This is a genomic window from Allobosea vaviloviae (assembly GCF_001298265.1).
GTDB lineage: Bacteria > Pseudomonadota > Alphaproteobacteria > Rhizobiales > Beijerinckiaceae > Allobosea > Allobosea vaviloviae_B.
This window is the reverse complement of the sequence record NZ_LGSZ01000009.1, coordinates 23738-45639: the sequence shown is the minus strand read 5'-3', so window position 1 is coordinate 45639 and position 21902 is coordinate 23738. Positions and strand designations below refer to the sequence as shown.

At 67.1% G+C, this 21902-nt stretch carries 22 protein-coding genes and 1 other RNA gene; 9 read left to right on the top strand and 14 right to left on the bottom strand.

Translation table 11 applies throughout. The features are described from left to right. Nucleotides 1-30 precede the first annotated feature (30 nt). The 4 genes from ilvN to AE618_RS00660 form a co-directional block, all read right to left on the bottom strand. Nucleotides 31-570, bottom strand: a complete 540-nt coding sequence (gene ilvN, locus AE618_RS00675; RefSeq protein WP_054207135.1) for an acetolactate synthase small subunit — start codon at nt 568-570, stop codon at nt 31-33. Continuing rightward, nucleotides 567-1280, bottom strand: coding sequence for a glutathione S-transferase family protein (locus AE618_RS00670; RefSeq protein WP_054207134.1), 714 nt, complete (start codon nt 1278-1280; stop codon nt 567-569). Before AE618_RS00670 ends, ilvN begins: the two co-directional genes overlap by 4 nt. Further along, on the bottom strand, nt 1277-1984 hold the full coding sequence (locus tag AE618_RS00665; RefSeq protein WP_054207133.1) for an aspartate/glutamate racemase family protein: 708 nt from the start codon (nt 1982-1984) through the stop codon (nt 1277-1279). Before AE618_RS00665 ends, AE618_RS00670 begins: the two co-directional genes overlap by 4 nt. 123 nt (nt 1985-2107) lie before the next feature. Next, nucleotides 2108-3871 (bottom strand): acetolactate synthase 3 large subunit, encoded by a 1764-nt coding sequence (locus AE618_RS00660; protein ID WP_054207276.1) that lies wholly within the window; start codon nt 3869-3871, stop codon nt 2108-2110. A 410-nt stretch (nt 3872-4281) separates the two neighbouring features. Between AE618_RS00660 and AE618_RS00655 the strand changes: the two genes are divergently transcribed. Continuing rightward, the gene (locus tag AE618_RS00655; RefSeq protein ID WP_197280634.1) at nt 4282-5676 is read left to right on the top strand and encodes a GGDEF domain-containing protein; all 1395 of its coding nucleotides are present in this window, start codon (nt 4282-4284) and stop codon (nt 5674-5676) included. Nucleotides 5677-5678: 2 nt separating this feature from the next. Here AE618_RS00655 and miaA read toward each other — a convergent pair whose 3' ends face one another. Next, nucleotides 5679-6608 carry a tRNA (adenosine(37)-N6)-dimethylallyltransferase MiaA gene (gene miaA, locus AE618_RS00650; protein WP_054207131.1) on the bottom strand — a complete coding sequence of 310 codons (930 nt, stop codon included), beginning with the start codon at nt 6606-6608 and terminating at the stop codon, nt 5679-5681. Nucleotides 6609-6631: 23 nt separating this feature from the next. On the opposite strand from miaA, the gene serB reads away from it, so the two are divergent. Next, nucleotides 6632-7519 (top strand): phosphoserine phosphatase SerB, encoded by an 888-nt coding sequence (gene serB / locus AE618_RS00645; RefSeq protein ID WP_054207130.1) that lies wholly within the window; start codon nt 6632-6634, stop codon nt 7517-7519. On the opposite strand, the gene AE618_RS00640 is transcribed toward serB, so the two are convergent. The 8 genes from AE618_RS00640 to AE618_RS00605 all read right to left on the bottom strand — a co-directional run bounded on the left by AE618_RS00640 (nt 7516) and on the right by AE618_RS00605 (nt 13975). Then, on the bottom strand, nt 7516-7857 hold the full coding sequence (locus AE618_RS00640) for a DHCW motif cupin fold protein (protein ID WP_054207129.1): 342 nt from the start codon (nt 7855-7857) through the stop codon (nt 7516-7518). The genes serB and AE618_RS00640 overlap by 4 nt on opposite strands. A gap of 163 nt (nt 7858-8020) precedes the next feature. Next, nucleotides 8021-9568, bottom strand: coding sequence for a Do family serine endopeptidase (locus AE618_RS00635; protein WP_054207128.1), 1548 nt, complete (start codon nt 9566-9568; stop codon nt 8021-8023). A gap of 143 nt (nt 9569-9711) precedes the next feature. Next, nucleotides 9712-9897, bottom strand: a complete 186-nt coding sequence (locus tag AE618_RS00630) for a DUF2065 domain-containing protein (protein ID WP_054207127.1) — start codon at nt 9895-9897, stop codon at nt 9712-9714. A gap of 23 nt (nt 9898-9920) precedes the next feature. Further along, complete coding sequence (hflC, locus tag AE618_RS00625; RefSeq protein WP_054207126.1) at nt 9921-10850, bottom strand: protease modulator HflC; 930 nt, start codon at nt 10848-10850, stop codon at nt 9921-9923. Then, the gene (gene hflK / locus AE618_RS00620) at nt 10847-12016 is read right to left on the bottom strand and encodes an FtsH protease activity modulator HflK (protein WP_054207125.1); all 1170 of its coding nucleotides are present in this window, start codon (nt 12014-12016) and stop codon (nt 10847-10849) included. Before hflK ends, hflC begins: the two co-directional genes overlap by 4 nt. A 153-nt stretch (nt 12017-12169) precedes the next feature. Next, complete coding sequence (locus AE618_RS00615) at nt 12170-12685, bottom strand: dihydrofolate reductase (protein WP_054207124.1); 516 nt, start codon at nt 12683-12685, stop codon at nt 12170-12172. A gap of 1 nt (nt 12686) precedes the next feature. Then, nucleotides 12687-13169, bottom strand: coding sequence for a GNAT family N-acetyltransferase (locus AE618_RS00610; RefSeq protein WP_054207123.1), 483 nt, complete (start codon nt 13167-13169; stop codon nt 12687-12689). Next, nucleotides 13166-13975 (bottom strand): thymidylate synthase, encoded by an 810-nt coding sequence (locus AE618_RS00605; protein ID WP_054207122.1) that lies wholly within the window; start codon nt 13973-13975, stop codon nt 13166-13168. The genes AE618_RS00610 and AE618_RS00605 overlap by 4 nt, the downstream gene beginning before the upstream one ends. 189 nt (nt 13976-14164) lie before the next feature. Between AE618_RS00605 and AE618_RS00600 the strand changes: the two genes are divergently transcribed. The 7 genes from AE618_RS00600 (at nt 14165) to AE618_RS00575 (ending at nt 18019) form a co-directional block, all read left to right on the top strand. Continuing rightward, nucleotides 14165-14482: a PepSY domain-containing protein gene (locus AE618_RS00600; RefSeq protein ID WP_054207121.1), complete on the top strand. Its 318-nt coding sequence runs from the start codon at nt 14165-14167 to the stop codon at nt 14480-14482. Nucleotides 14483-14621: 139 nt separating this feature from the next. Then, nucleotides 14622-14963: a hypothetical protein gene (locus AE618_RS00595; protein ID WP_054207120.1), complete on the top strand. Its 342-nt coding sequence runs from the start codon at nt 14622-14624 to the stop codon at nt 14961-14963. Nucleotides 14964-15003: 40 nt separating this feature from the next. Further along, nucleotides 15004-15414, top strand: a transfer-messenger RNA (tmRNA) gene (gene ssrA, locus AE618_RS27125). A gap of 56 nt (nt 15415-15470) precedes the next feature. After that, nucleotides 15471-16115 (top strand): SspB family protein, encoded by a 645-nt coding sequence (locus AE618_RS00590; protein ID WP_054207119.1) that lies wholly within the window; start codon nt 15471-15473, stop codon nt 16113-16115. A 73-nt stretch (nt 16116-16188) separates the two neighbouring features. Continuing rightward, nucleotides 16189-17586 (top strand): class II fumarate hydratase, encoded by a 1398-nt coding sequence (gene fumC, locus AE618_RS00585; RefSeq protein ID WP_054207118.1) that lies wholly within the window; start codon nt 16189-16191, stop codon nt 17584-17586. 8 nt (nt 17587-17594) lie between these two features. Continuing rightward, the gene (locus AE618_RS00580) at nt 17595-17786 is read left to right on the top strand and encodes a DUF4169 family protein (protein ID WP_054207117.1); all 192 of its coding nucleotides are present in this window, start codon (nt 17595-17597) and stop codon (nt 17784-17786) included. Beyond that, a complete protein-coding gene (locus tag AE618_RS00575) occupies nt 17783-18019 on the top strand; it encodes a ribbon-helix-helix domain-containing protein (RefSeq protein ID WP_054207116.1) in 237 nt (78 codons plus the stop codon). The genes AE618_RS00580 and AE618_RS00575 overlap by 4 nt, the downstream gene beginning before the upstream one ends. A 104-nt stretch (nt 18020-18123) precedes the next feature. Here AE618_RS00575 and AE618_RS00570 read toward each other — a convergent pair whose 3' ends face one another. Continuing rightward, a complete protein-coding gene (locus tag AE618_RS00570) occupies nt 18124-21726 on the bottom strand; it encodes an AsmA family protein (RefSeq protein ID WP_054207115.1) in 3603 nt (1200 codons plus the stop codon). Nucleotides 21727-21902 lie beyond the last annotated feature (176 nt).

Sequence of the window (21902 nt, the reverse complement as noted above, 5' to 3'; positions counted from 1 at the left end):
TCCATAACACCCAGCGCGGATATCCGCCAATCACATCGCGTCCGGCCCGCGGCTCATCGCAGCGATACCCGTGCGCGAGACCTCGGTCAGCCCCACCGCCGTCATCAGCTTGATGAAGCGCTCGATCTCCTCGGTGGAGCCGGTCAGCTCGAAGACGAAGGATGTCAGCGAAGCGTCGAGCGTGCGTGCGCCGAAGGCCGAAGCCAGCCGCATCGCCTCGACGCGGTGCTCGCCCTTGCCGACGACCTTCACCAGCGCGAGTTCGCGCTCCAGCGCCTCCCCCTGCAGCGTCAGGTCGACGACGCGATGCACCGGGACCAGCCGGTCGAGATGCGCCTTGATCTGGTCGATGATGTGGGCGGTGCCCGAGGTCACGACCGTGATGCGCGAGATGTGCTTGTCGTGCTCGGTCTCGGAGACGGTCAGGCTCTCGATGTTGTAGCCGCGCCCCGAGAACAGCCCGGCAATGCGCGCCAGCACACCCGGCTCGTTATCGACGATCACCGCCAGCGTATGGCGGGCGACAGGCTGGGCGACGGGGGCGTTGGGATAATGCGTCGAGGTGTTCATGATGAGGCTCGGCTTGCGGTGAGATGCGGGCGAAAATCGGTGAGGATGGGCTCGTCGACCTCGTCTTCGGAGACGATCCAGGGCTCTGCGAGGGCAGCATCCCGCCAGGCCTGATAGCCCCTGGTCGCCGTGACGGCGGCGACGTAATCGGCGCAGACCGGGTCGAGCGGGATCGAATAACCTACGCACCGCGCCACCACCGGCGCAAACATCGCATCGGCCGCGCTGAAGGCTCCAAACAGGAACGGCCCGCCCGCACCGAAGCGCTCACGCGCCTCGCGCCAGATCGCTGAAATCCGGGCGACGTCGGCGGCAACCTTCGGGCCACGGTCGCGCTCGGGGTGAACCCAGGCGAGGTTCATCGGGCAGGCGCCGCGCAGGGCCGAGAATCCGGCATGCATCTCGCTGGAAACCGAGCGCGCCATCGCCCGCGCAGCGGGATCGCGCGGCCAGATCGCAAGGTCCACCCGCGCCTCGGCGACATATTCCATGATCGCCAGCGACTCCCAGATCTGGATCGCACCGTCGATCAGCACCGGCACCTTGCCGGCGGGCGAATAGTCCGCGATGACCCGCTTCCAGGCCGGATCGTCGAAAGTCGGGCCGAAGGGAACCACGGCCTCCTCGAACGGAATCCCGAATTCGCGCAGCAGCAACCAGGGCCGCAGCGACCAGGACGAGTAGTTCCTGTTGGCGATGACGAGTTTCATGCCGCTTGGCTCTCCGCCGCGAGGGCAAAATCGAGCGCCGCCTCAACATGCAGCGTCGTCGTATCGAAAACCGGAAGCGCCGTATCCGCCTGTGAGATCAGGAGGCCGATCTCGGTACAGCCGAGGATGACGCCATCGGCGCCCCGTGCGGCAGCCTCCGCGATGATCGACAGATAGCGCGCCTTCGATGCGGGCTCGATCCGACCGCGGCAGAGCTCCTCATAGATAATGCGGTGGACATCCTGCCGCTCGCCCTCATCGGGAACCATGGCCTCGATGCCGAAGGCGGCAAGCCTGCCGAGATAGAAGCGCTGCTCCATCGTGAAGCGCGTCGCCAGCAGCAAGGGGCGCCGCGAGGCGCTGCGCTTGATCGCCTTGGCGGTGACGTCGGCGAGATGCAGGAACGGCACCTTGGTCGCCGAGGTGATCCTGTCGGCGAGCTTGTGCATCGTGTTGGTGCACAAGACGATGCAGCCGGCCCCGGCGCGCTCGAGGCGCATGGCACTGTCGGCCAGGACATCGCCCGCGGCCTCCCAGTCGCCTTTCGCCTGCATGTCCGCAATGGGCGAGAAGTCGAGCGAATGCAGAATGACGTCGGCTGAACGCAGCCCGCCCTGCCGCGCCCGCACGCCCTCGTTGAGCAGGCGATAATAAACCGCCGTCGATTCCCAGCTCATCCCGCCGATCAGGCCGATGGTCGTCATGGTGTCCCTCCCCAGCCACGCCAGCCTCGCCATTCTCGGGCTTGACCCGAGAATCTCGCCCGGATGAAACAAAGCCATCCGGTCTGAGACGCTCGGGTCAAGCCCGAGCATGACGGTGCTTTGTCACACCAGCGCTTTGCCCTTGGCGTCGATGATCGTCATCGTGTCGCCCTCGAAATCGGGCATGATCATCTCGTTATGCGCCTTGCCCGACGGGATCATCGGGAAGCAGTTCTCCTGCTTGGCGACGAGGCAATCGAAGATCACGGGCTTGGGCGTCTCGATCATCTCCATGATCGCGTCATCGAGCGAGTCAGGATCCGAGCAGCGGATGCCGTGGCCGCCATAGGCTTCGGCCAGCTTCACGAAGTCCGGCAGCGACTGCGAATAGCTCTCCGAATAGCGCCCGCCATGCAGCAGCTCCTGCCACTGGCGCACCATGCCCATGTACTCGTTGTTCAGGATGAAGATCTTGACCGGCAGCCGATACTGCACGGCCGTCGACATCTCCTGCATGTTCATCAGGATCGAGGCCTCGCCGGCGATGTCGATGACGAGGGCCTTGGGATGCTTCATCTGCACGCCGATGGCGGCCGGCAGGCCATAGCCCATGGTTCCCAGGCCCCCGGACGTCATCCAGCGGTTGGGATCCTCGAACCGGTAGTACTGCGCCGCCCACATCTGGTGCTGGCCGACCTCGGTCGTGATGTAGGTGTCGCGGTTCTTGGTCAGCTCGTAGAGCCGCTCGATCGCATATTGCGGCTTGATGATCGAACCGGACTGCTTGTAGGCGAGGCTCTTGCGCGCCCGCCAGCCGTCGATCTGTGTCCACCAGGCGGTCAGCGCGGTCTTGTCGATCTGGGGCGAGGTCTCGCGCCAGATCCGGACCATGTCCTCGAGCACATGGGCGCAGTCGCCGATGATGCCGATATCGACCTTGACCGTCTTGTTGATCGAGGACGGGTCGATGTCGACATGGATCTTCTTCGAGCGCGGGGAGAAGCCGTCGAGCCGGCCGGTGATGCGGTCGTCGAAGCGCGCGCCGATATTGATCATGACGTCGCAGTCATGCATCGCGAGGTTGGCCTCGTAAGTGCCGTGCATGCCGAGCATGCCGAGCCACTGCTTGTCGGCCGCCGGGAAGGCGCCGAGCCCCATCAGCGTCGAGGTCACGGGGAAGCCGGTCAGCCGCGCCAGTTCGCGCAAGAGCGCCGAGGCATGCGGTCCGGCATTGATGACGCCGCCGCCGGTGTAGAACACCGGCTTCTTGGCGTTCGCGATGAGTTCGACGGCCGCGCGGATCTTGTTCAGGTCGCCCTTCACCGTCGGGCGGTAGGTCTTGTGCTGGTTGTCCCGCGGCCGGCTGTAGCTGCCCGTCGCGAACTGGATGTCCTTGGGGATGTCGATGACGACGGGACCCGGACGGCCGTTGGCGGCGACGAAGAAGGCCTCGTGCAGGATGCGCGGCAGGTCACTGATGCTCTTCACCAGGTAATTGTGCTTGGTGCAGGAGCGCGTGATGCCCACCGTGTCGCATTCCTGGAAGGCATCGGAGCCGATCAGATGCGTCGGAACCTGTCCGGTGATGACGACGAGCGGAATCGAATCCAGCAGCGCGTCGGTCAGTCCGGTGACGGCGTTGGTCGCGCCTGGACCGGAGGTGACGAGCACGCAGCCGACCTTCCCGGCGGTCGAGCGGGCATAGCCCTCGGCCGCATGGACAGCGCCCTGCTCATGGCGGACGAGGACATGCTTGACCTTGTCCTGCTGGAACAACGCATCGTAGATCGGCAGCACGGCGCCGCCGGGATAGCCGAACAGATGCTCGACCCCCTGGTCCTGCAGCGTGCGGACGACCATCTCTGCACCGGTCATCATCTCGCTCATCACATCCTCCTGCGGCTTGTTTTTGGTCTGTGGGAGATTTGGGCAATAAAAAAGGCCCTCGAGGGGCCTGAACATGCGCTGGCGTCGGGACGACGCGGCTCAATCAAGAACCGGCCCCCTACCAGCGCACCCGTACGATAATAAGCTTGCGCATCGCGCTTCGACCCTTTGCGGATATTGCGCGACGCTAATCGACGCACGCCTGCCGGTCAAGCGCTAACCATACGGAGCCATACCGTCGGTCCAGTAGCCACGAATGCCGCGCTGCAGCCAATGCCTTTCGGTAACGGAACACTTTTTCAACGAGGCGTCGGTAGTCTTCCGTCACTCGTTTCAGGGCGGTCATGTATCAGGAAGTTCATACCGACAACATCGCGTCCCGGGCGCACGCGCCGCAAGTGGCGGAGCTGTTGCAGCGCTTTGAATCGTCGGCCCAAGGCACGGCAGGCGTTCCCTATGAGACCTTTTGCGACGAGGTGATGTCGGCCTTCGGCGCTGAGTTGATGGTGCTGGCTCCCACCGGCGACGGCGATTACGCCTATCTGCGCTTCGGAAGCGAACTGATCCGCAATGTCGGCGCCGACCGCGTCGGGGAGCGCATCTCGACCATGGCGCCGCAGGTCGCGCGCTTCACCAGCGCCTGCTACGATCAGGCTCTCGCCGACGGCATGCCGCGCTATACCGTCCACCGCTCGTTGAAGACGGTCCGCGTCTATCTCTGGGAACGGCTGATCATGCCGGCGACCGGCAGGGACGGCCGTCGCTTCCTGATCGTCTTCGGTCGGCCGCTCCAGTTTCGCGAGGAGTTGCTGACCACCGTCCTCGACACATCGCCCTGCGGCATCGTCGCATTGCGGGCGGTTCGCGACGACGATGGCAATATCGAGCGAATGGCGATCATCACCGCCAACCGGCGCGCAGCAACTATAGCAGGGCGCGACGGCGAGGACCTCATGGATGGCGACGCGCAGGCAAGTCTGTCCTTCCTGTCGGATGCAACGGTGTGGCGCCGCTGCATCTACGCCATCGAGCTGCGCCGTGCCGACATGATCGAGACGTCCTTGATCTGCGGCTCGCAGACAATCTGGCTGCAGATCGCGGTCGCGCCACTCGGCAACGGGCTGGTCCTGACGATCACCGACGTCACCGGCCTGACGGTCGCCAACCAGATGCTGCAGAGCCGCGCCGCGACGCTCGCGCTGGAGATCGGCCGCGAACGCGCCACCCGCCGCGCGTTGACCCAGGAAATCGACCAACGCGAGGAGCGCGAGCAGGAGTTGCGCCGCCTGGCCGAGACAGACCCGCTGACGGCTCTGCTTAACCGCCGCTCCTTCACGGAGAAGGCGAATGCCGCGATTGTGGCCTGCGAGGAAAGCCGGGCCGAGATGGCCCTGATCGTGGTCGATCTCGACCACTTCAAAGCGGTCAATGACAGCCATGGTCATCCGGCCGGCGACGCGGTGATCCGCGCCTTCGCCGATCTTCTGCTCGGTCTCGTCCAGACGGACTACGATCTCATCGGCCGCTTCGGGGGCGAGGAGTTTGCCATCTTCCTGCCCCGCGCCGATCTCGGCGTCGCGCAACGCACCGCCCAGCGGATTCAGCAGGCACTGGCTGCGCGCCGCCTGCCGGTGTCGGAGACGCTGTCGCTCAAGGTATCCGCCAGTTGCGGCATCGCCACTCACCGGAGCGGGGAAACGCTTTCGGCCCTCATCGAGCGCGCCGACCGCGCGCTCTACCGCGCCAAGAACGACGGCCGCGCCTGCATTCGCGTGGCCGAGAGCCGCATCTCCGCCGCAGCCTGAGTTCAGGCCCTCGCGTCGAGCCCGCGCAGCGCCGTGTCGAGCGCAGCATCGGGTGCCACCGCCTGCCACCCCGCCATCTGGTGCCTGAACCACGTCACCTGCCGCTTGGCATAGGCGCGCGTATCGGCCTGGCCCCGCGTGATCGCCTCGTCGAGCCCGATCGTCCCGTCGAGATGGGCGATCAGCCCGGGCACGCCATGGGCACGCATCACCGGCAGCAGCGGATCGAGCTTGCGCTCGCGCAGCGCCGCGACCTCCTCCAGCGCGCCCTGCCCCATCATCTGCTCGAAGCGCCGGTCGATGCGCGCGCGCACCTCCTCGCGCTCCGGGTTGACGAAGAGCTTCAGCAGCGGCAGCCCCTCGAGCGGACCCGGCTCACGCTCGCCCTGGAAGCTTGCGATCGAGCGCCCGGTCGCCTCGAAGACTTCGAGCGCGCGCATGATCCGCATCCGGTCGGCAGGCTTCAGCCGCTCCGCCATGGCGGCATCGACACGGCCGAGTTCGGCATGCAGCAGCTGCGTCTCCGTCTCCGCGACACGGGCACGGAAGGCCGCCCGCACCGCGTCCGGCACCGGCGGAATCGCCGAGAACCCTTCGGTCAGGGCCTTGAAATAGAGGCCGGTTCCGCCGACCAGAACCGGCAGCGAACCGGCTTGGCCGAGCTCCGCCAGCACGCCCGCGACATCGGCCGCATAGCGCATCGCCGAGGAGTTGATCGCCCCGTCGACATGGCCGTAGAGGCGGTGCGGGACACTCGCCTCCTCGGCTTGCGTCGGGCGCGCCGTGATGATCCTGAGATCGGCATAGACCTGCATGGAATCGGCGTTGACGACGGTTCCCCCGCAGCGCCTGGCGATCTCGACAGCCAGCGCGGACTTGCCGCTCGCGGTCGGACCTGCGATGAGCACCGCCCTGATCCCATCCGCTTCCATCGTCACCTCAACCGGCCCTTCACATGCTCGTCGCGACACTGGTTTCCGCCCATGGACAGGCCCTGCTCGACGATGCCCTGCTGAAGCATCTCGTGGCCGCTCTGCCGGGCGCTCTGCACAGCCAGCGCCTCGACGGCGAGATCGCCGCCGACCTCTTCGCGGAAGCGGGCGATGCGCGCAAGCTCGAAGCCGATCTGCGCCCGCTGCTCGGCGATGCAGCAATCGACATCATCATCCAGCCGGCCGCGACGCGGCGCAAGGCGCTGTTCCTCGCCGACATGGACTCGACCATGATCGGTCAGGAATGCATCGACGAACTCGCTGCCTATGTCGGGCTGAAAGAGCTCGTGTCAGGCATCACCGAGCGCGCCATGCGCGGCGAGATCGCCTTCGAGCCGGCGCTGCGCGAGCGCGTCGCGCTGCTGAAGGGCGTGCCTCTCGCAGTCGTCGACGAAATCATCGCGCAGCGCATCACGCTGACGCCGGGCGGCCGCGAACTGGTCATGACCATGCGTGCCAACGGCGCCTATACGGCGCTGGTGTCCGGCGGCTTCACCGTCTTCACCGGCCCGATCAGCGCCACGATCGGCTTCGACGAGCACCGCTCCAACATCCTGCTGGCCACTGACGGCATCCTGCGCGGCGAGGTCGCCGACCCGATCCTCGGCAAGCAGGCCAAGCTCGATGCCCTGCTGGAGCTGCGCGCGCGCTTGGCCCTTGCGCCCGAGGCGTCGCTGGCCGTCGGCGACGGCGCCAACGATCTCGCCATGCTGGGAGAAGCCGGGCTGGGCGTCGCCTTCCGGGCGAAACCCGCCGTCGCGGCTGCGGCCGACGCTAGGCTCGATCACGCCGACCTGACCGCGCTGCTCTATGCGCAGGGGTATACAGGCGCGGAGATCGTCCGGGGCTAATCCACGATGAACAGCTTCGCGCCCGTCGCGGTGCTGGAGCGATGCGCCTCGGCGCCGTCGGCTACCTGATAGGTCATGCCGGCCTTCAGCTGCATCACCCGCCCGTCCTCCAGCGTCGTCTCCATGGCGCCTTCGAGGCACAGGATGATGTGGCCCTTCGAGCACCAGTGGTCGGCGACATAGCCGGGCGTGTATTCGACCATCCGGACCCGGATGCGGTTCTCCTCGGGTCCGAAATACTGCGTGCGCCAGAACGCCTCGCCGACATCGCCCGCATGCCGCTCGGCGGGGATGGTGGACCAGTCGGTGGTCACGAAGGGGATGTCGCTCAGTTTCATGTCGTGTCTCCGGTCGCAGCGGCCTCGACCCTGCCATTGCGACGAGCCGACGGCCAACGCATTTCGCAGATGACGGCGATCACCCCAACGCAAGAGGGCGGCCCACAGGGGCCGCCCTCGACTACTCCTCGCAGGAGTTTTGGATCAGTCCGTCAGTTTTGGATCAGTTCGTCGATACCGCGACGAAGCGGACCTCGCCCTGGGCGTTCGAGACCAGAAGCAGGGCCGACTTCTTGCCCTCCTTCTTCAGCGCGTCGAGCCGCTTGGTCACGTCCTCCGGCGAGTTCACCGGCTCCTGGCCGATCTCGACGACGAGTTCGCCGACCTGGACGCGCTTGTCGGCCGCGTTCGAGTTGGGATCGACCTTGGTGATGACCACGCCCTTGACGCCGTCCTTGATCGAGTAGCGCTTGCGCAGCTCCTCGGTCTGCGGCGAGAACTCGAGGCCGAGCGCGGTGGTGACGGCGGGCTTGGCCGGCTCGGCCGGGGTGCGGGCCGAGGCCGGCTGGACCTTCTCGCCATCCTCGAGACGGCCGAGCTTGACCGTCTTCACCTCTTCCTTGCCCTTGCGCATGATCGTGACCGGCACGTCCTTGCCGACCGGGGTCGCGGCGACGATGCGCGGCAGGTCACGCGAATCCTTGACCTCCTTGCCATCGAATTTGGTGATCACGTCGCCGACGTCGAGGCCGGCCGGCTTGCCCGGACCCTTCTCGTCGACTCCGGCGACCAGCGCGCCGCGTGCGGCGCCCAGGCCAAGCGCCTCGGCCGTGGCGTCGTCGACGGTCTGGATGCGAACCCCGAGCCAGCCGCGGCGGGTCTCGCCGAATTCCTTGAGCTGGTCGACAATGTTGGTCGCCAGCGAGGACGGCACGGCAAAGCCGATGCCGACCGAGCCGCCGGTCGGCGACAGGATCGCCGTGTTGATGCCGATCACCTCGCCGGCCATGTTGAACAGCGGCCCGCCCGAATTGCCCTTGTTGATGGCCGCGTCGGTCTGGATGTAGGTGTCGTAGGGGCCCTGCTGGATGTCGCGGTTGCGGGCCGAGACGATGCCCGACGAGACCGAACCGCCCAGCCCGAACGGGTTGCCGATCGCCATCACGGGATCGCCGATCCTCATCTTGTCGGAATCGCCGAACTTCACCGCAGGCAGCGGCTTGTCGTGCTTCACCCGCAGGACCGCGAGATCGACCTTGGCGTCCTTGCCGATCACCTCGGCCTTGAGACGCAGGCCGCTGTTGAAGATCACGGTGATCTCGTTGGCGTCGCCGATGACATGGTTATTGGTGACCACGATGCCGGACGAGTCGATCACGAAGCCGGAGCCGGCCGACTGCGAGCGGCGCTGCTGCGGCGCCTGGTTCTCGCCCTGCTGGCCCTGACCCGGACGGCCCTGGCCGCGCCGGTTGAAGAACTCCTCGAACAGATCGCCGAAGGGCGTGTCGGGACCGAGCTGCGGAACCTGCGGCAGCGTGCGGCCGCGCGTGTCGCTCGTCGTTACCGCCGCGATGTTGACCACGGCCGGCATCACCCGCTCGGCAAGATCGGCCAGTGAGACCTGCCCCTGCAAGACCGGCGAAGCCGCCGTCTGCGCCGGGGCGAGGATCGGGGATGCCAGCAGCGACAGAACTCCAACGCTGGCGACGAGAGCGACCTTCCGCGTGCGGGAGGTCAGGGTTCCGGAAGCCGAGACGGGTTTCGTTGCCATCAGTGTCCTCGTGAAGAAAATGAGCACCGAGCCGTTCGGCGCAAAAACGCTGACCGCAATTGAACCGCCAATTGCGGCGGAAGGTCGACACACGATCATGCTACCGAACACGATCATGGCAACCCGCCTGTGCCGCCTGTCCTTCAGCCCCGCACCAGCCACACCAGCAGGACGCCGAGAACCGCCGAACCGAGGCCGATCAGCCTCATGCGTTCCGGCGGGGTCTCGGCGGCGCTGCGCAGGGCATCCTTCGCGAGGTTGGGAACCGCCGCAAACAGGATGCCCTCAATGGCGAAAACGAGGCCCAGCGCCGCGATGAAATCGAACATGCGCGACGCCTATGCGTGGAGAATCAGGGCCGCGCCGGCGCCGGCGTTGCCGCCGGGGCCGGTTGGGTCGTGTCGCGCCGGGGCGCATTGGGTCCGTTGAAGAACCGGAAGAACGGCGAATCCGGAGACAGAACCATCCGCGTATCGCCGGGCTTGATGCTGGCCTCATAGGCCTGCATCGAACGGTAGAAGGCGAAGAACTCCTCGTCCTGGCCAAAGGCTTCGGCGAAGACGCGGTTGCGTTCGCCTTCGCCCTGGCCGCGAACCTCGTCGGAGCGACGCTGCGCCTCGGCCACGATCACGGTCGAGTCCCTGTCGGCACGCGCCTGGATTTCCTGTGCCTGCTGGGCACCGAGCGCGCGCGCTTCCGCCGCCTCGCGCTGGCGTTCGGTCTGCATGCGCTGGAACACCGCGGCCGAGTTGGCGGCTGGCAGATCGACGCGCCGCAGCCGGACATCGACGACCGTCATGCCGAAGCGGGCGGCCTCGCGGTTCACCTCGTCGCGGATGCGGTGCATCAGCCGCGCCCGGTCATTGCGGACCATCGCGGTGAAGCTCGCCTCCGCCAGAACCGAACGCACATTGCCGTTGACGATCGACGCGAGCTGGGAGTTCGCGCGCGGGATGTTGTTGACGGCCTGGTAGAAGCGCAGCGGATCGGAGATGCGGTAGCGCGTGAAGGCATCGACCACGAGACGCTTCTGGTCCGAGGCGATGATTTCCTGCGCCGGCAGGTCGAGATCGAGGATGCGGTTGTCGAGCAGGGTGACCTGTTCGAACGGCACCGGCAGCTTGAAGTAGAGCCCGGGCGCGGTGACGACGCTGCGGACCGCGCCGAAGCGCAGCACGAGGGCCGATTGCGTCTGCTGAACCACGAAGGTCATGGCGTAGAAGACGACGGCCACCAGTCCAAGGACGACGAGAAGGCCGATGCGGATGATGCTACCGTTCATCGCACGGCTCCCGTCTGGGGGGCGCCCGGAACGGGGCGTCTCTGCTGCAGCTGGTCGAGCGGCAGATAGGGCACGACGCCCTGACCGCCGGCCGTGCCGTCGAGGATGATCTTGTCGGTGCCGCCCAGCACACGCTCCATCGTCTCGAGGAAGAGGCGTTCACGCGTGACCGCAGGGGCCAGCTTGTACTGCGTGAAGACCGCATTGAAGCGGCTGGCCTGGCCGAGTGCTTCGGCGACCGTCTGCTCCTTGAAGGCTTCAGCCGACTGGACGAGCTGCGCCGCGCGACCGCGCGCTTCAGGCACGACGCGATTGGCGTAGGTCTCCGCCTGGTTGCGCAGGCGCTCCTGGTCGGCACGGGCCGCCTGGACGTCGCGGAAGGCGTCGATCACCTGCTGCGGCGGATCGACCTTCTGCAGCTGCACGAGGCGGATCTGCACGCCGGCATTGTAGCTGTTCAGGGTCTCCTGCATCAGCTGGCGCACCTCGGTCTCGATCGCGGCGCGGTCGGTCGTCAGCACGGGCTGGATGTTGCGGCGGCCGATGATTTCGCGCATCGCGCTTTCGGCGACGGCCTTCACGGTGCCCGGCGGGTCCTGAATGTTGAAGACATAGTTCTCGGGCGCGGCCGGGTCGATCTGCCACTGCACGATCACGTCGATATCGACGATGTTCTCGTCGCCAGTAAGCATCAGGCTCTCTTCGATCACGTCGGACTGGCGCGAGGCGCGCACGGATTCGACGGTCCGGAAGCCGACCTCGGTGGTGATGACGTTGGTCACCTGCGGCTTGATCACGCTGCCGATCGGATAGGGCCAGTTGTAGTTCAGGCCTTCGCCGGTCTTGCCGATGAACTGGCCGAAACGCAGATTGAGACCGACCTCGTTCGGGCGGACGATGTACCAGCCTGTCAGAAGCCAGACGACGAGCAGGGCAAGAATTCCGAAAATAAGCCCGCGGCCGCCGAGATTGCCGCCAGGCAGCAGCGATTTCAGCCGGTCCTGGCTGCGACGCAGAATGTCCTCGAGATCGGGAGGGCCGCTGTTGCCGCCGCCACCGGAGCCACCGCCCCAAGGGCCGCCGCCGCCACCGCCGCCGCTTCCCCCGCGCTGGCCCCAGGGACCGCCCCCGTTATTGCCACCGCCGCTCTGGTTGCTCCAAGGCATACTCGCGCCGTTCCCTTCCTATGCCGCCGCACTCGCCATAGGCGATCGGCGATCACTTGTCAGCGCTCCCCAGCCGGAGCGGTCTGCGCTGATCTGGGCATGGGCCACGGATTCGTCAACGACGCAAGCCATTCATCGTCAACGGAAAGGCGCTCAGACCCGGCGGCGAAAGGTCGCGAAGGTGAAGGGATGCTCGTCGTCGGCGCTGGGCGGATGGCTTTCGCGCTTGTCTGCGACGAACGCCGACCGGTCCCATTCCGGAAAAATCGCGTCGCCGTCCGGCTCCGCATGGACCAGCGTCAATTCCAGCCGATCGGCCAGCGGCAGCGCCTGCCGGTAGACATCCGCGCCACCTGCCACCGTCACGGAATCTGCGGCCATGCTTGTGCCGATGCGCTGCCCGGCCGCGAGCGCCTGCTCCAGCGAATGCGCCACATGGACGCCCTCGGGCGCAAATTCCAGGTCTCGCGTCAGCACGATCGTCTCCCGGCCCGGCAGCGGCTTGCCGATGGACAGGTAGGTCTTGCGACCCATCACGACGGGGCGTCCGAGTGTCAGGCTCCTGAACCGGCGCAGATCGGTCTTGAGCCGCCAGATCAGGCGGTTGTCGTCGCCGATGACGCCATTGTCGGCGACCGCCGCGATCAGGACGATGGGAAGAGCGGCCATTTCAGCCCTCCTCCGCCAGCCGCGCCAGCGCCTCGCCGTCGAGCCGCTTCACGGTCCACTCGTCCTGCGCCCTGGCGCCGATCGAGCGGTAGAACACCCGCGAGGGCTCGTTCCAGTTCAAGACCCACCAGGCCAGCCGCGGCAGCCCTTCCACCACGCAGCGCTTCGCCAGCGCCGCGATCAGCGCCTTGCCGATGCCGCGCCCGCGCAGATGCGGATGCACGAACAGATCCTCCAGCCAGATGCCGTGCCGGCCCGAGAAGGTCGAATAGGTGTAGAACCAGACCGAAAACCCCGCCGGCTCGCCCTCCCATTCGGCGATGTCGCAGAAGACGCGCGGGTTTTCGCCGAAGATCGCCTCCGCGATCTCGGCTTGCGTCGCGACGACCTCATCGGCCAGCCGCTCATACTCGGCAAGCGCCTTGATGAAATCGAGGACGAGGCCGGCCTCGTCGGGCCGGGCGGAGCGGATCGTCAGGCTCATATCGCGATCGGCGCCTTGATGGCCGGATGCGGGTCGTAACCCTCGATCGTCACGTCGGCGAAGCTGAAATCCTCGAGCTTCGTCACGGCGGGGTTCAGCGTCAGTGTCGGCAGCGGCCGGAACGACCGCTCCAGCTGCAGCTTAGCCTGGTCGAGATGGTTCACATAGAGATGCGTGTCGCCGAAGGAATGCACGAAGTCGCCGACGGCGAGCCCCGTCACCTGCGCCACCATATGGGTCAGCAGTGCATAGCTGGCGATGTTGAAGGGCACGCCGAGGAAGACGTCGGCCGAGCGCTGGTAGAGCTGGCAGGAGAGCTTGGCCGGCCCCTCCACCGAGGGCTGCACGAAGAACTGGAACAGGCAGTGGCACGGCGCCAGCGCCATCTTCGGGATATCGGCCGGGTTCCAGGCCGAGACGATCAGCCGACGCGAATCCGGATTGCGCCTGATCTCGTTCACGAGCCAGGCGATCTGGTCGATCGTGCTGCCGTCCGGCGCCGGCCAGGAGCGCCACTGCCGACCATAGACCGGGCCGAGATCGCCATTCTCATCGGCCCATTCGTCCCAGATCGTGACGCCGTTCTCCTGGAGGTAGCGCACATTGGTGTCGCCGCGCAGGAACCAGATCAGCTCATGGATGATCGACTTCAGATGCAGCTTCTTGGTCGTAACGAGCGGGAAACCCTCGCTGAGATCGAAGCGCATCTGGTGGCCGAACACGGCGAGCGTGCCCGTGCCGGTGCGGTCGTCCTTGCGGACCCCCTCGCTGAGGACGCGTCTGAGCAGGTCGTGATACTGGTGCATGAACGAATCTCGGTCGAAACGGCGACACCATAACGGCGTGCGATCGAGAAGGCGCGCTCGCACGCGCAACCTTCCCCTGCTTTCTCCATCTCATATCGGCTGCCATCCGGTGGCAGCAGGAACCGAGCCTCCGGCCGAGGGTTGTTGCAGTGGAGTTCACCGGCACCTTCGACCGACGGGGAGATCGTCATGACCATTCGAACCGCCACCCGCGCATTGCTGCTGTCGGCCGTGCTGGGAGCGCCCGCGGGGCTCGCCTATGCCCAGACGCCGGCACAGGCCCCGATCAAGCCCGGCGATCCGGCAATTACCATGGACGATGCGCGCCGCATCGCGAAAGAACACGGTCTGGTCCGCGTCGAGGAGATCAAGCTCGATGACGGAAAATGGGAGATCGAGGGCCGCGACGTCACCGGCGCCGAAATCGAGATCGACCTGCGCGCCAGTGACGGCATGGTCATCAAGATGGAGCGCGATCGTCCAGCCTCGGCGAGCGCGAGGCCCTGAGAGGCGGGATCATTCCGGGCATGCCGATCGCGCGGCATCACGTGATCGGGACAGGATGTGACCGCCCGGGGGAGCGAATCGTCCTCCCATGGCCACAATTGCGCAGCCTTTTGCCGCCTTGAGATGGCAGGAGGAAACCATGAACATGATCGTCTTTGCTGCTGGCGCCATCTGCGTTGCAGCTGCCTTCGCGATCCCCTGTTCCGCATCGACCGAGAATTACGCGGCTCTGGGGAATGCCACGCCGGCGCATGACATAACTGCCCGTTCCAGCCCAGCCCTCGACAAGTCCAAGGCCAGGAGGCCGGGGCCGCCGCTGGTTTCGGAGGCGTCCGCACGGCGCATCGCATGGCGTTCTGGGCTCGACCATATCGAGGAGGTCGTACTCCTGGACGAGCATTGGGAGGTCGCCGGGCGTGATCGCACCGGCAACGAAAAGACGCTCGCAATCGATGCGGATGACGGCCGCGTCCTCAACTGAAAAGGCCCGCTGCGGAAATAAGCCGGCGAGGCGCCCTTCTTCTCTTTCCCCGAGACGAGGCAACCCCTATATTGGGGGTGCCGTTCGCAAGATCGGCTATGGCGATAAACGAGCGTCGGAATAAGCTTTTCGGACCCGGGGGCGGTACCCGGCGCCTCCACCACAGCCCTGCGGCGCAAGCCACAGGGCGGCCTGCGGGATCTTTGGACCGCGGGCTCGCCCGGCCACTCAGGCAGGGTTGCGGCGGGGGCGAAATAGGATCGACGAGAGTGTAAAGGCCGTTCTTTTGCCCGGTATGGTTCCGCCGTTATAGGGCTAACGCATAGTTGCCAATGACAACAATGCTCGGGTCGCTGTCGCCGCGTAAGCGGTGCTGGTTCCCAAACCTAAGTCCTTCCGTTTAGCGACGTAAGGCGGGGCTCGGAGGCGCCTGGCAACAGAAGCCTCCACTTCTTTTTCGATGGCCTGCCGGCGTTCAGCCCGGTCTGAAGCGGAAATCTCGGCACGATGTCAAAGGATGTTCTTCGCTACGATCTGATGGTGCAGGAGGCACTGAAGGGGGTCGTGCGCAAGATTTTGACGGAAGCGGGACGCGACGGCCTGCCCGGCGACCATCATTTCTACGTCACCTTCCGCACCACGGCGCCCGGCGTGCGGGTTTCGACGCGGCTTCGCGAGAAGCACCCCGAAGAGATGACGATCGTGCTGCAGCACCAGTTCTGGGACCTCAGCGTCAGCGAGCATGCTTTCGAGGTCGGCCTGTCGTTCGGGGGCGTGCCGGAGCGTCTGCTGATCCCGTTCGACGCCATCACCACCTTCTTCGACCCTTCAGTGCAGTTCGGGCTGAAGTTCGAGACGCAGGAGAGCGCCGACAGCGCCTCTGCCAATGATCAGGCTCCGAGCCCCAAGCCCCGCGGCGCCGGCTCCGAGCCGAGCGAGGCGCCTGCGGCCCCCGTCGCCCTCCCCGTCAAGGCGAAGCCCGCCGGCGTGCCCGCCATCAAGGGCAAGGTCGAGCGCGAGGCAGCTCCCGCCGCCAAGTCGGGAACGAAGGCCGCCAAGCCTGGCCCCGACGAGCCCGATGACGCCGCCGAAGCGGACGACAGCGGCGGCGCGCAGGTCGTGAGCCTGGATTCCTTCCGCAAGAAAACCTGACACGTCGGACGTCCCTGTCGGCGTCCGCGACGCTGGCGAGGCGTCGCGAACAGCCCAACCAGCAGGCCCATCGATGACGAAGACCCGTACCGAAACCGACTCCTTCGGCCCCATCGCCGTGGCCACGGACCGCTACTGGGGCGCACAGACCCAGCGCTCCCTGCAGAACTTCAAGATCGGCGGCGAGCGCGAGCGCATGCCGCTGCCGCTCGTCCACGCGTTGGTCATGGTCAAGAAGGCCGCGGCGCGGGTGAACAGCGGGCTCGGCCAGCTCGATGCCAAGGTTGCCGGCGCCATCGACCAGGCCGCCGACGAGGCGCTGGCCGGCAAGTTCGACGAACATTTCCCGCTGGTGATCTGGCAGACCGGCTCCGGCACACAGTCGAACATGAACGCCAACGAGGTCCTGGCCAACCGCGCCAACGAGATCCTCGGCGTCGGACTTGGCGCCAAGAGCCCGGTCCACCCCAATGACCACGTCAATCGCGGCCAGTCCTCGAACGATTCGTTCCCGACCGCGATTCACATCGCCGCCGCCACCGAACTGACCAAGCGGCTGCTCCCGGCCGTGTCGAGTCTGAAGCAGGCGCTCGCCGACAAGGCCGAGGCCTTCAAGGATCTGGTCAAGATCGGCCGCACCCATCTGCAGGATGCGACCCCGGTGACGCTGGGCCAGGAATTTTCGGGCTATGTCGCCCAGCTCGAACTCGGCATCGGCCGCATCGAAGCCTCGCTGGAGGGTCTCTACGCGCTGGCGCAGGGCGGCACTGCGGTCGGCACCGGTCTCAATGCCCATCCCGATTTCGCCGAACTCTTCGCCAAGCAGGCGGCCTCCCTCACCGGCCTGCCGTTCCGCAGCGCGCCCAACAAGTTCGAGGCTCTCGCGAGCCATGGCGCCATGACCTTCGCCCATGGCGCACTGACCGCGCTCGCCATGGACCTGTTCAAGATCGCCAACGACATCCGCCTGATGGGTTCCGGGCCACGCTCAGGCCTCGGCGAGATCAGCCTGCCCGAGAACGAGCCCGGATCCTCGATCATGCCGGGCAAGGTCAACCCGACCCAGGCCGAGGCGATGACCATGGTCGCGACCCAGGTCCACGGCAACCAGGCCACGATCGGCTTTGCCGCGAGCCAGGGCCATTTCGAGCTCAACGTTTTCAAGCCCGTGATCGCGGCCGCTTTCCTGCAATCGGTCCGTCTGCTCGGCGACGCCTGCGACTCATTCCGCGAGAACTGCGTCGTCGGCATCGTGGCCAACGAGGCGCAGCTCAAGGATTTGCTCTCGCGCTCGCTGATGCTGGTGACCGCGCTTGCCCCCGTGATCGGCTACGACAAGGCCGCCAGCATCGCCAAGAGCGCACATCACAACGGCACCACGCTGCGAGACGAGGCTTTGAAGGCCGGCGTCGAGCCGGATGTCTTCGACGCGACCGTGAAGCCCGAGCTGATGCTCGGTCCCGCGGTCTAAAGCCCGCGATGACGGCCGAGATCGTCAATCTCCGCCGTGCCCGCAAGCAGCGTGCGCGGCAGGATGCCGAGGCGCAGGCACAGCAGAACCGCATCAGCTTCGGCCGCACCAAGGCCGAGCGCGAACTCACAGAGGCCGAGCGCGACAAGGCCGCGCGCGCGCTGGAAGGCCACCGCCTGCCCGGCGAGCCCAAGCCGTGAGCCAAACTGCGAACACCGACCGCAAGCGTTCCCTCACGATCGCCGGCCACCGCACCAGCGTCTCGCTCGAGGAGCCGTTCTGGGAAGCGCTCAAGGAGATCGCCGCAACCGAGGGGCTGACCGTGGCGGCGTTGATCGCGACGATCGATACCGGCCGCGAGGCGGTGAACCTCTCCTCGGCGCTGCGGCTGCATGTGCTGGCGCATTACCGACGCAGGGCGGCGGGCGCGTAACTCAGGCGCCGACCCGCCTCAAAAAAGCGACTTCACGGCAGGCACTTGGACCTGCATCCTGAATCAACATCGCAACGATGTGAATCGACGTGCGAAGGCCCTGGTCAGTTCGACTGGGGACTGCGGGACAACGGGCGCGGTACCGATTCGATCTCGATGGGCGGCGCCAGCGCCGGGGCCGATGGCACGGCCGGATCGGGAAAGTTCGCGCGCGGCGCGCTCGGCAGGATCAGCGGGCCAGGCTGCTGTTGCTGCGTCGCGGCCCGTTCCGCCGCCGCCCGCTCGGCTGCGGCACGCTGGCGCTCGGCCCGCTCCTCGGCCTCGATGCGCCGGCGCATCTCCTGCTCCAGGCGCGCCTGCTCGACGCGGCGCGCCTCTTCCGCCCGCCGCTCCTCGAGCAGCCGGCGGGCTTCCTCGACGCGCCTGGCCTCCTCGGCCCGCTTTTCCTCGGCGATCCGGCGCTCCTCTTCGGCCTTGAGGAATTCTCCGAGCTTGCGCTCGTTCTCGCGGGTCTCGCGTTCGGCCCGCAGACGGCGCGAGTGGGCCGCGCGCTCGCGGGCATCGGCCTCGAAGGCCTCGACGCGCTCGATCTCACGCGCCAGGGCCCGCGCAGCGACCATGTTGGAGAGCGCGTTCACATCAGCCTCCCTCCGCAGCAACGCTAGGGAACCGCGCCAGGCGACACCGACCTGCGGCGCATCGCCCGGCCAGCCCTTCGGCAAGGCTCCTAGCGGCTTGAGGCCGAGCCGGAGATCAGCCGTCATGGCCCGCAGATCGACAGTGCCGCTGGCTTCCGCGCGCAGACCTGCGCTGTCGAAGCTCAGCGGCTGCAAACGGACCAGCCCGCCCGCCAGCGTGAAGGGCACCGTGATGTTTCCGAGCGCCCAGGAATCGCGATCGAGCGCTTCGCCAAGCCGCTGCTGCAGCCGCGACGTGTCGCTCTCGGAGGCATCCTCGCCCGTCGCCGCAATGACCCGGGCATAGGCCGCCGGATCGAACCGGCTCAGCCTTGCAGCCGTGAAGCTCAGGCTTCCAGCCCCGCTCAGGCCCGCGATCAGGCGCGCCGGGCTCTCGCCCGAGCCGCCGGTCTCAAACTGGCCGGAGACCTTGCCGCCGAGCGCTCCCCCGGTCAGCGGGGCGAGATCGACGCGGTCGAGATTGAGGCGGCCGGACAACTGAGCCAGCCCGCCCTCGCGTCGCGTCGCGAAACGCCCGCCGACCCGGCCACCACCATAGGCCGCCGTCAGATCGTCGAGCCGCAATCCATCCTGGTCAGAGCGCAGGCTGAAGCGTGCATCGCGCAGAATGATGCCCTCGCCCGCCGCGAGAGCGCCGGCCTCGATGTCGAGCCGGAAATCCGGCAGCGCCGCCGCTGTGCCAAAGCGGGCGGTCGACCAGGTCGCTGCGCCGGCCTGGCCGGCGCCCAGGGCCAAGCCGAGAAGCGCGCGCAAATCGGTGCTGGGCAGGGCGAGCCGCCCGGTCAGCCCCCCTTCGCGCGCAAAAGCGACATGGCCGCGCGCGCTGGCTCCGCCAAGATTGAGCACGAGATCGTCCAGCGAGACGGTCTCGGGCGCGAAACCGACCCGGGCATGGGCATCGACCAGACCCTCGGGCAACAGCCGCGACGCGCCCTCGGGGAGGATCTGGCCGAGCCCGTCGGCCTGGACCGTCAGCCGCGACGGAACCGAGACCTCGTTCTCCAGCACGATCGACAGACCGGGGCCTGCCAAGGTGCCGACCAGCCGGCCCGGTGCCTGCTCCATCACGAGTTCGCCCGGCCCGGCCTGCCGAGGCATCGGCAGCCCCAGGGCCTGGAAGACCTGGCGGCGGTCACCGAGCGTGAAGCGCAAGGTCGCTCCGGTCCAGCGCCCGCCCGCGTCGATCCGGCCGTTCAGCGCCAGCCGCCCGGCCTGTGCCGAGCCATCCATCGCGACGCCGGTATCCCCGGCCGGCGCCCGCGTCAGGCGGAAATTGGCATCCAGCCGCGACAGCCCGTCGCCGACGCGGCCCAGCATCTGCCGCGCCGCCTCGGGCAGCAGCGGCCCGGCCAGCGCGGCGACCGTCTCGAAGCGCGGCGCGCGGATGCGGCCCGAGATTTCGCCGCCCTCCGCCAGCAGCGCTCCCGAGCCTGAGACGGTGACGCCGCCGAAACCGTCGATCGCCAGCCGGCTCAGGCGCCACACCGACCCCTCGCGGCGCAGATCGAGGCTCGCCGAACCCGGCGGCGCATTGCGGAAACGCGCTTGGGTGAGATTGAGGTCAAGCGCAAGGTCGCGTCGCCCGATGAGCCCGCTGACGCTTTCGGCCGGCGGCAGGCTGTTGAGATCGAAGCCTTGCAGCGACGCCTTCGCCACCAGCCGGTCAGTGGTGATGTCGCCCGACAGATCGAGCCTCACCCCAGACGCGCCGGTGACCAGCAGACGTTGCAGCGCCACCCGGCCGCCATCCCAGGCGCCGACCGCCTCGCCGTCGATCTGACCGAGCCCGGCGACGAGATCGGCCAGAGCCGGATCGAGCCCCGCCCGCGCAGCGACAAGCGCGATGCGCCGCGAATCTTCGGCCTTCACATTGACCCTGCCGGCGACGCCATTGGCATCGACCGCGCCGCTCGCCCCGATCAACGCGCCTGCGACCCGCATCGAGGCCGTGGCATCGGAGAGCCCGCTGTCCGAGAGCCGGCCGCGCAGCCCGAAGGCGGCAAAATCCTCGCCGCGCCAAATCAGCTGGTCGAGATCGAGCGAGATGTCGAAATGGCCCGGCAATGTCTGCAAGGCCCGCTCGAACCCGGCCCGCTCGCCAAGCGCCGTGGTCAGTGCATCGACATCGAGCCGGCGCGCCCGCAGCGCCAGCGAGCCGGTGCCTGTCCCGGGCAGGAACTGCCCCTCGCCTTCCAGCCTTGCCGAACCGCCGGCGATGTCGAGCACGATGCCCGCAAGATCGAGCTTGCGGCTGCCGCCCGTGACCTTGCCGGTGACCGACAGCGCACCGCCCGGTGCAAGCGTGAAGGCGCCGTCCAGCCCCAGAGACACGCCCGCGGCCGAACTTGGCAAAAGGAAGTTGCCGTCGAAGCCGATCTGCAGGTCCTCGCCCGTGACGAAGGCCTTGGCCCGCAGCCGGCCGTCCGGCTCGATGGCGCCTGTCGTAATGCGCAGCGAAGAGCCCGCGACCTCGCCTTCGATCCGCCATGGGCCGGCGAGGCTGTTGGCGGAGATCTCGGCCGAGATCGGCGCGAGCGTCACCGGATCCTTGCCGGGTTCGCGCCAGATCAGCGCGGAACGGCCGATGCTGAGGCGGTCGAGGCTGGTCTGCGTCGGCAGGCCGGAGCCGGTTCTGGACGGCAGCCGGATCGCGCCGGCCTCGTCGAGGACAACTGAGACGGTCGCACCTTCCGCCTTCGCGTCGGCGATGCGGAATTCGCCCCGCGCCAAGGACGACAGCCCAAGCTCGACCGTCAGCAACTCCACAGAGGCCGTGCTGGCCTCCAGCGTCCTGCCGCCGAAACGGACATCCTGAAGCGTCAGCCGCGGCGACGGCAGAAGCCGCAGGCCGATGCCGCCACCGATACCCGTCTCGACGCCGAGCGCGCCCGCGAGCCGCGCCTCGATCTGGGGTCGGTAGCCCCGCCAGTCGACGAAGCCCGGCCCGATCAGGGCGGCGAGCAGTGCCAGCACCAAAAGGCCGGCCAGGACTGTCAGGGTCTCACGCAACGTCCGGCTTTATCCTCGTCGTCAGGGGCGCCCCGATCATGCGGGCAAACCGATCATGCAGCCAAGTCGCATGAAACCAAGTCTCTTGCAGCTCAGTCTCATGCATCCAAGTCGCGGCAATATCACGACATCCTCGAAAGAACCGAGCGATCTGCGACGTCACAATCTCGAAGATC

Bases quoted from the DNA above. Each gene is read 5' to 3' on its own strand.
- hflC (WP_054207126.1), bottom strand. From the start codon at position 10,850: ATGAACGGTAGCATCATCCGCATCGGCCTTCTCGTCGTCCTTGGACTG.
- AE618_RS00590 (WP_054207119.1), top strand. From the start codon at position 15,471: ATGTCAAAGGATGTTCTTCGCTACGATCTGATGGTGCAGGAGGCACTG.
- fumC (WP_054207118.1), top strand. From the start codon at position 16,189: ATGACGAAGACCCGTACCGAAACCGACTCCTTCGGCCCCATCGCCGTG.
- AE618_RS00610 (WP_054207123.1), bottom strand. From the start codon at position 13,169: ATGAGCCTGACGATCCGCTCCGCCCGGCCCGACGAGGCCGGCCTCGTC.
- hflK (WP_054207125.1), bottom strand. From the start codon at position 12,016: ATGCCTTGGAGCAACCAGAGCGGCGGTGGCAATAACGGGGGCGGTCCC.
- AE618_RS00630 (WP_054207127.1), bottom strand. From the start codon at position 9,897: ATGTTCGATTTCATCGCGGCGCTGGGCCTCGTTTTCGCCATTGAGGGC.
- AE618_RS00615 (WP_054207124.1), bottom strand. From the start codon at position 12,685: ATGGCCGCTCTTCCCATCGTCCTGATCGCGGCGGTCGCCGACAATGGC.
- AE618_RS00595 (WP_054207120.1), top strand. From the start codon at position 14,622: ATGAACATGATCGTCTTTGCTGCTGGCGCCATCTGCGTTGCAGCTGCC.
- AE618_RS00635 (WP_054207128.1), bottom strand. From the start codon at position 9,568: ATGGCAACGAAACCCGTCTCGGCTTCCGGAACCCTGACCTCCCGCACG.
- AE618_RS00580 (WP_054207117.1), top strand. From the start codon at position 17,595: ATGACGGCCGAGATCGTCAATCTCCGCCGTGCCCGCAAGCAGCGTGCG.
- AE618_RS00670 (WP_054207134.1), bottom strand. From the start codon at position 1,280: ATGAAACTCGTCATCGCCAACAGGAACTACTCGTCCTGGTCGCTGCGG.
- AE618_RS00665 (WP_054207133.1), bottom strand. From the start codon at position 1,984: ATGACGACCATCGGCCTGATCGGCGGGATGAGCTGGGAATCGACGGCG.
- AE618_RS00600 (WP_054207121.1), top strand. From the start codon at position 14,165: ATGACCATTCGAACCGCCACCCGCGCATTGCTGCTGTCGGCCGTGCTG.
- serB (WP_054207130.1), top strand. From the start codon at position 6,632: ATGCTCGTCGCGACACTGGTTTCCGCCCATGGACAGGCCCTGCTCGAC.
- ilvN (WP_054207135.1), bottom strand. From the start codon at position 570: ATGAACACCTCGACGCATTATCCCAACGCCCCCGTCGCCCAGCCTGTC.
- AE618_RS00605 (WP_054207122.1), bottom strand. From the start codon at position 13,975: ATGCACCAGTATCACGACCTGCTCAGACGCGTCCTCAGCGAGGGGGTC.
- miaA (WP_054207131.1), bottom strand. From the start codon at position 6,608: ATGGAAGCGGATGGGATCAGGGCGGTGCTCATCGCAGGTCCGACCGCG.
- AE618_RS00660 (WP_054207276.1), bottom strand. From the start codon at position 3,871: ATGAGCGAGATGATGACCGGTGCAGAGATGGTCGTCCGCACGCTGCAG.
- AE618_RS00640 (WP_054207129.1), bottom strand. From the start codon at position 7,857: ATGAAACTGAGCGACATCCCCTTCGTGACCACCGACTGGTCCACCATC.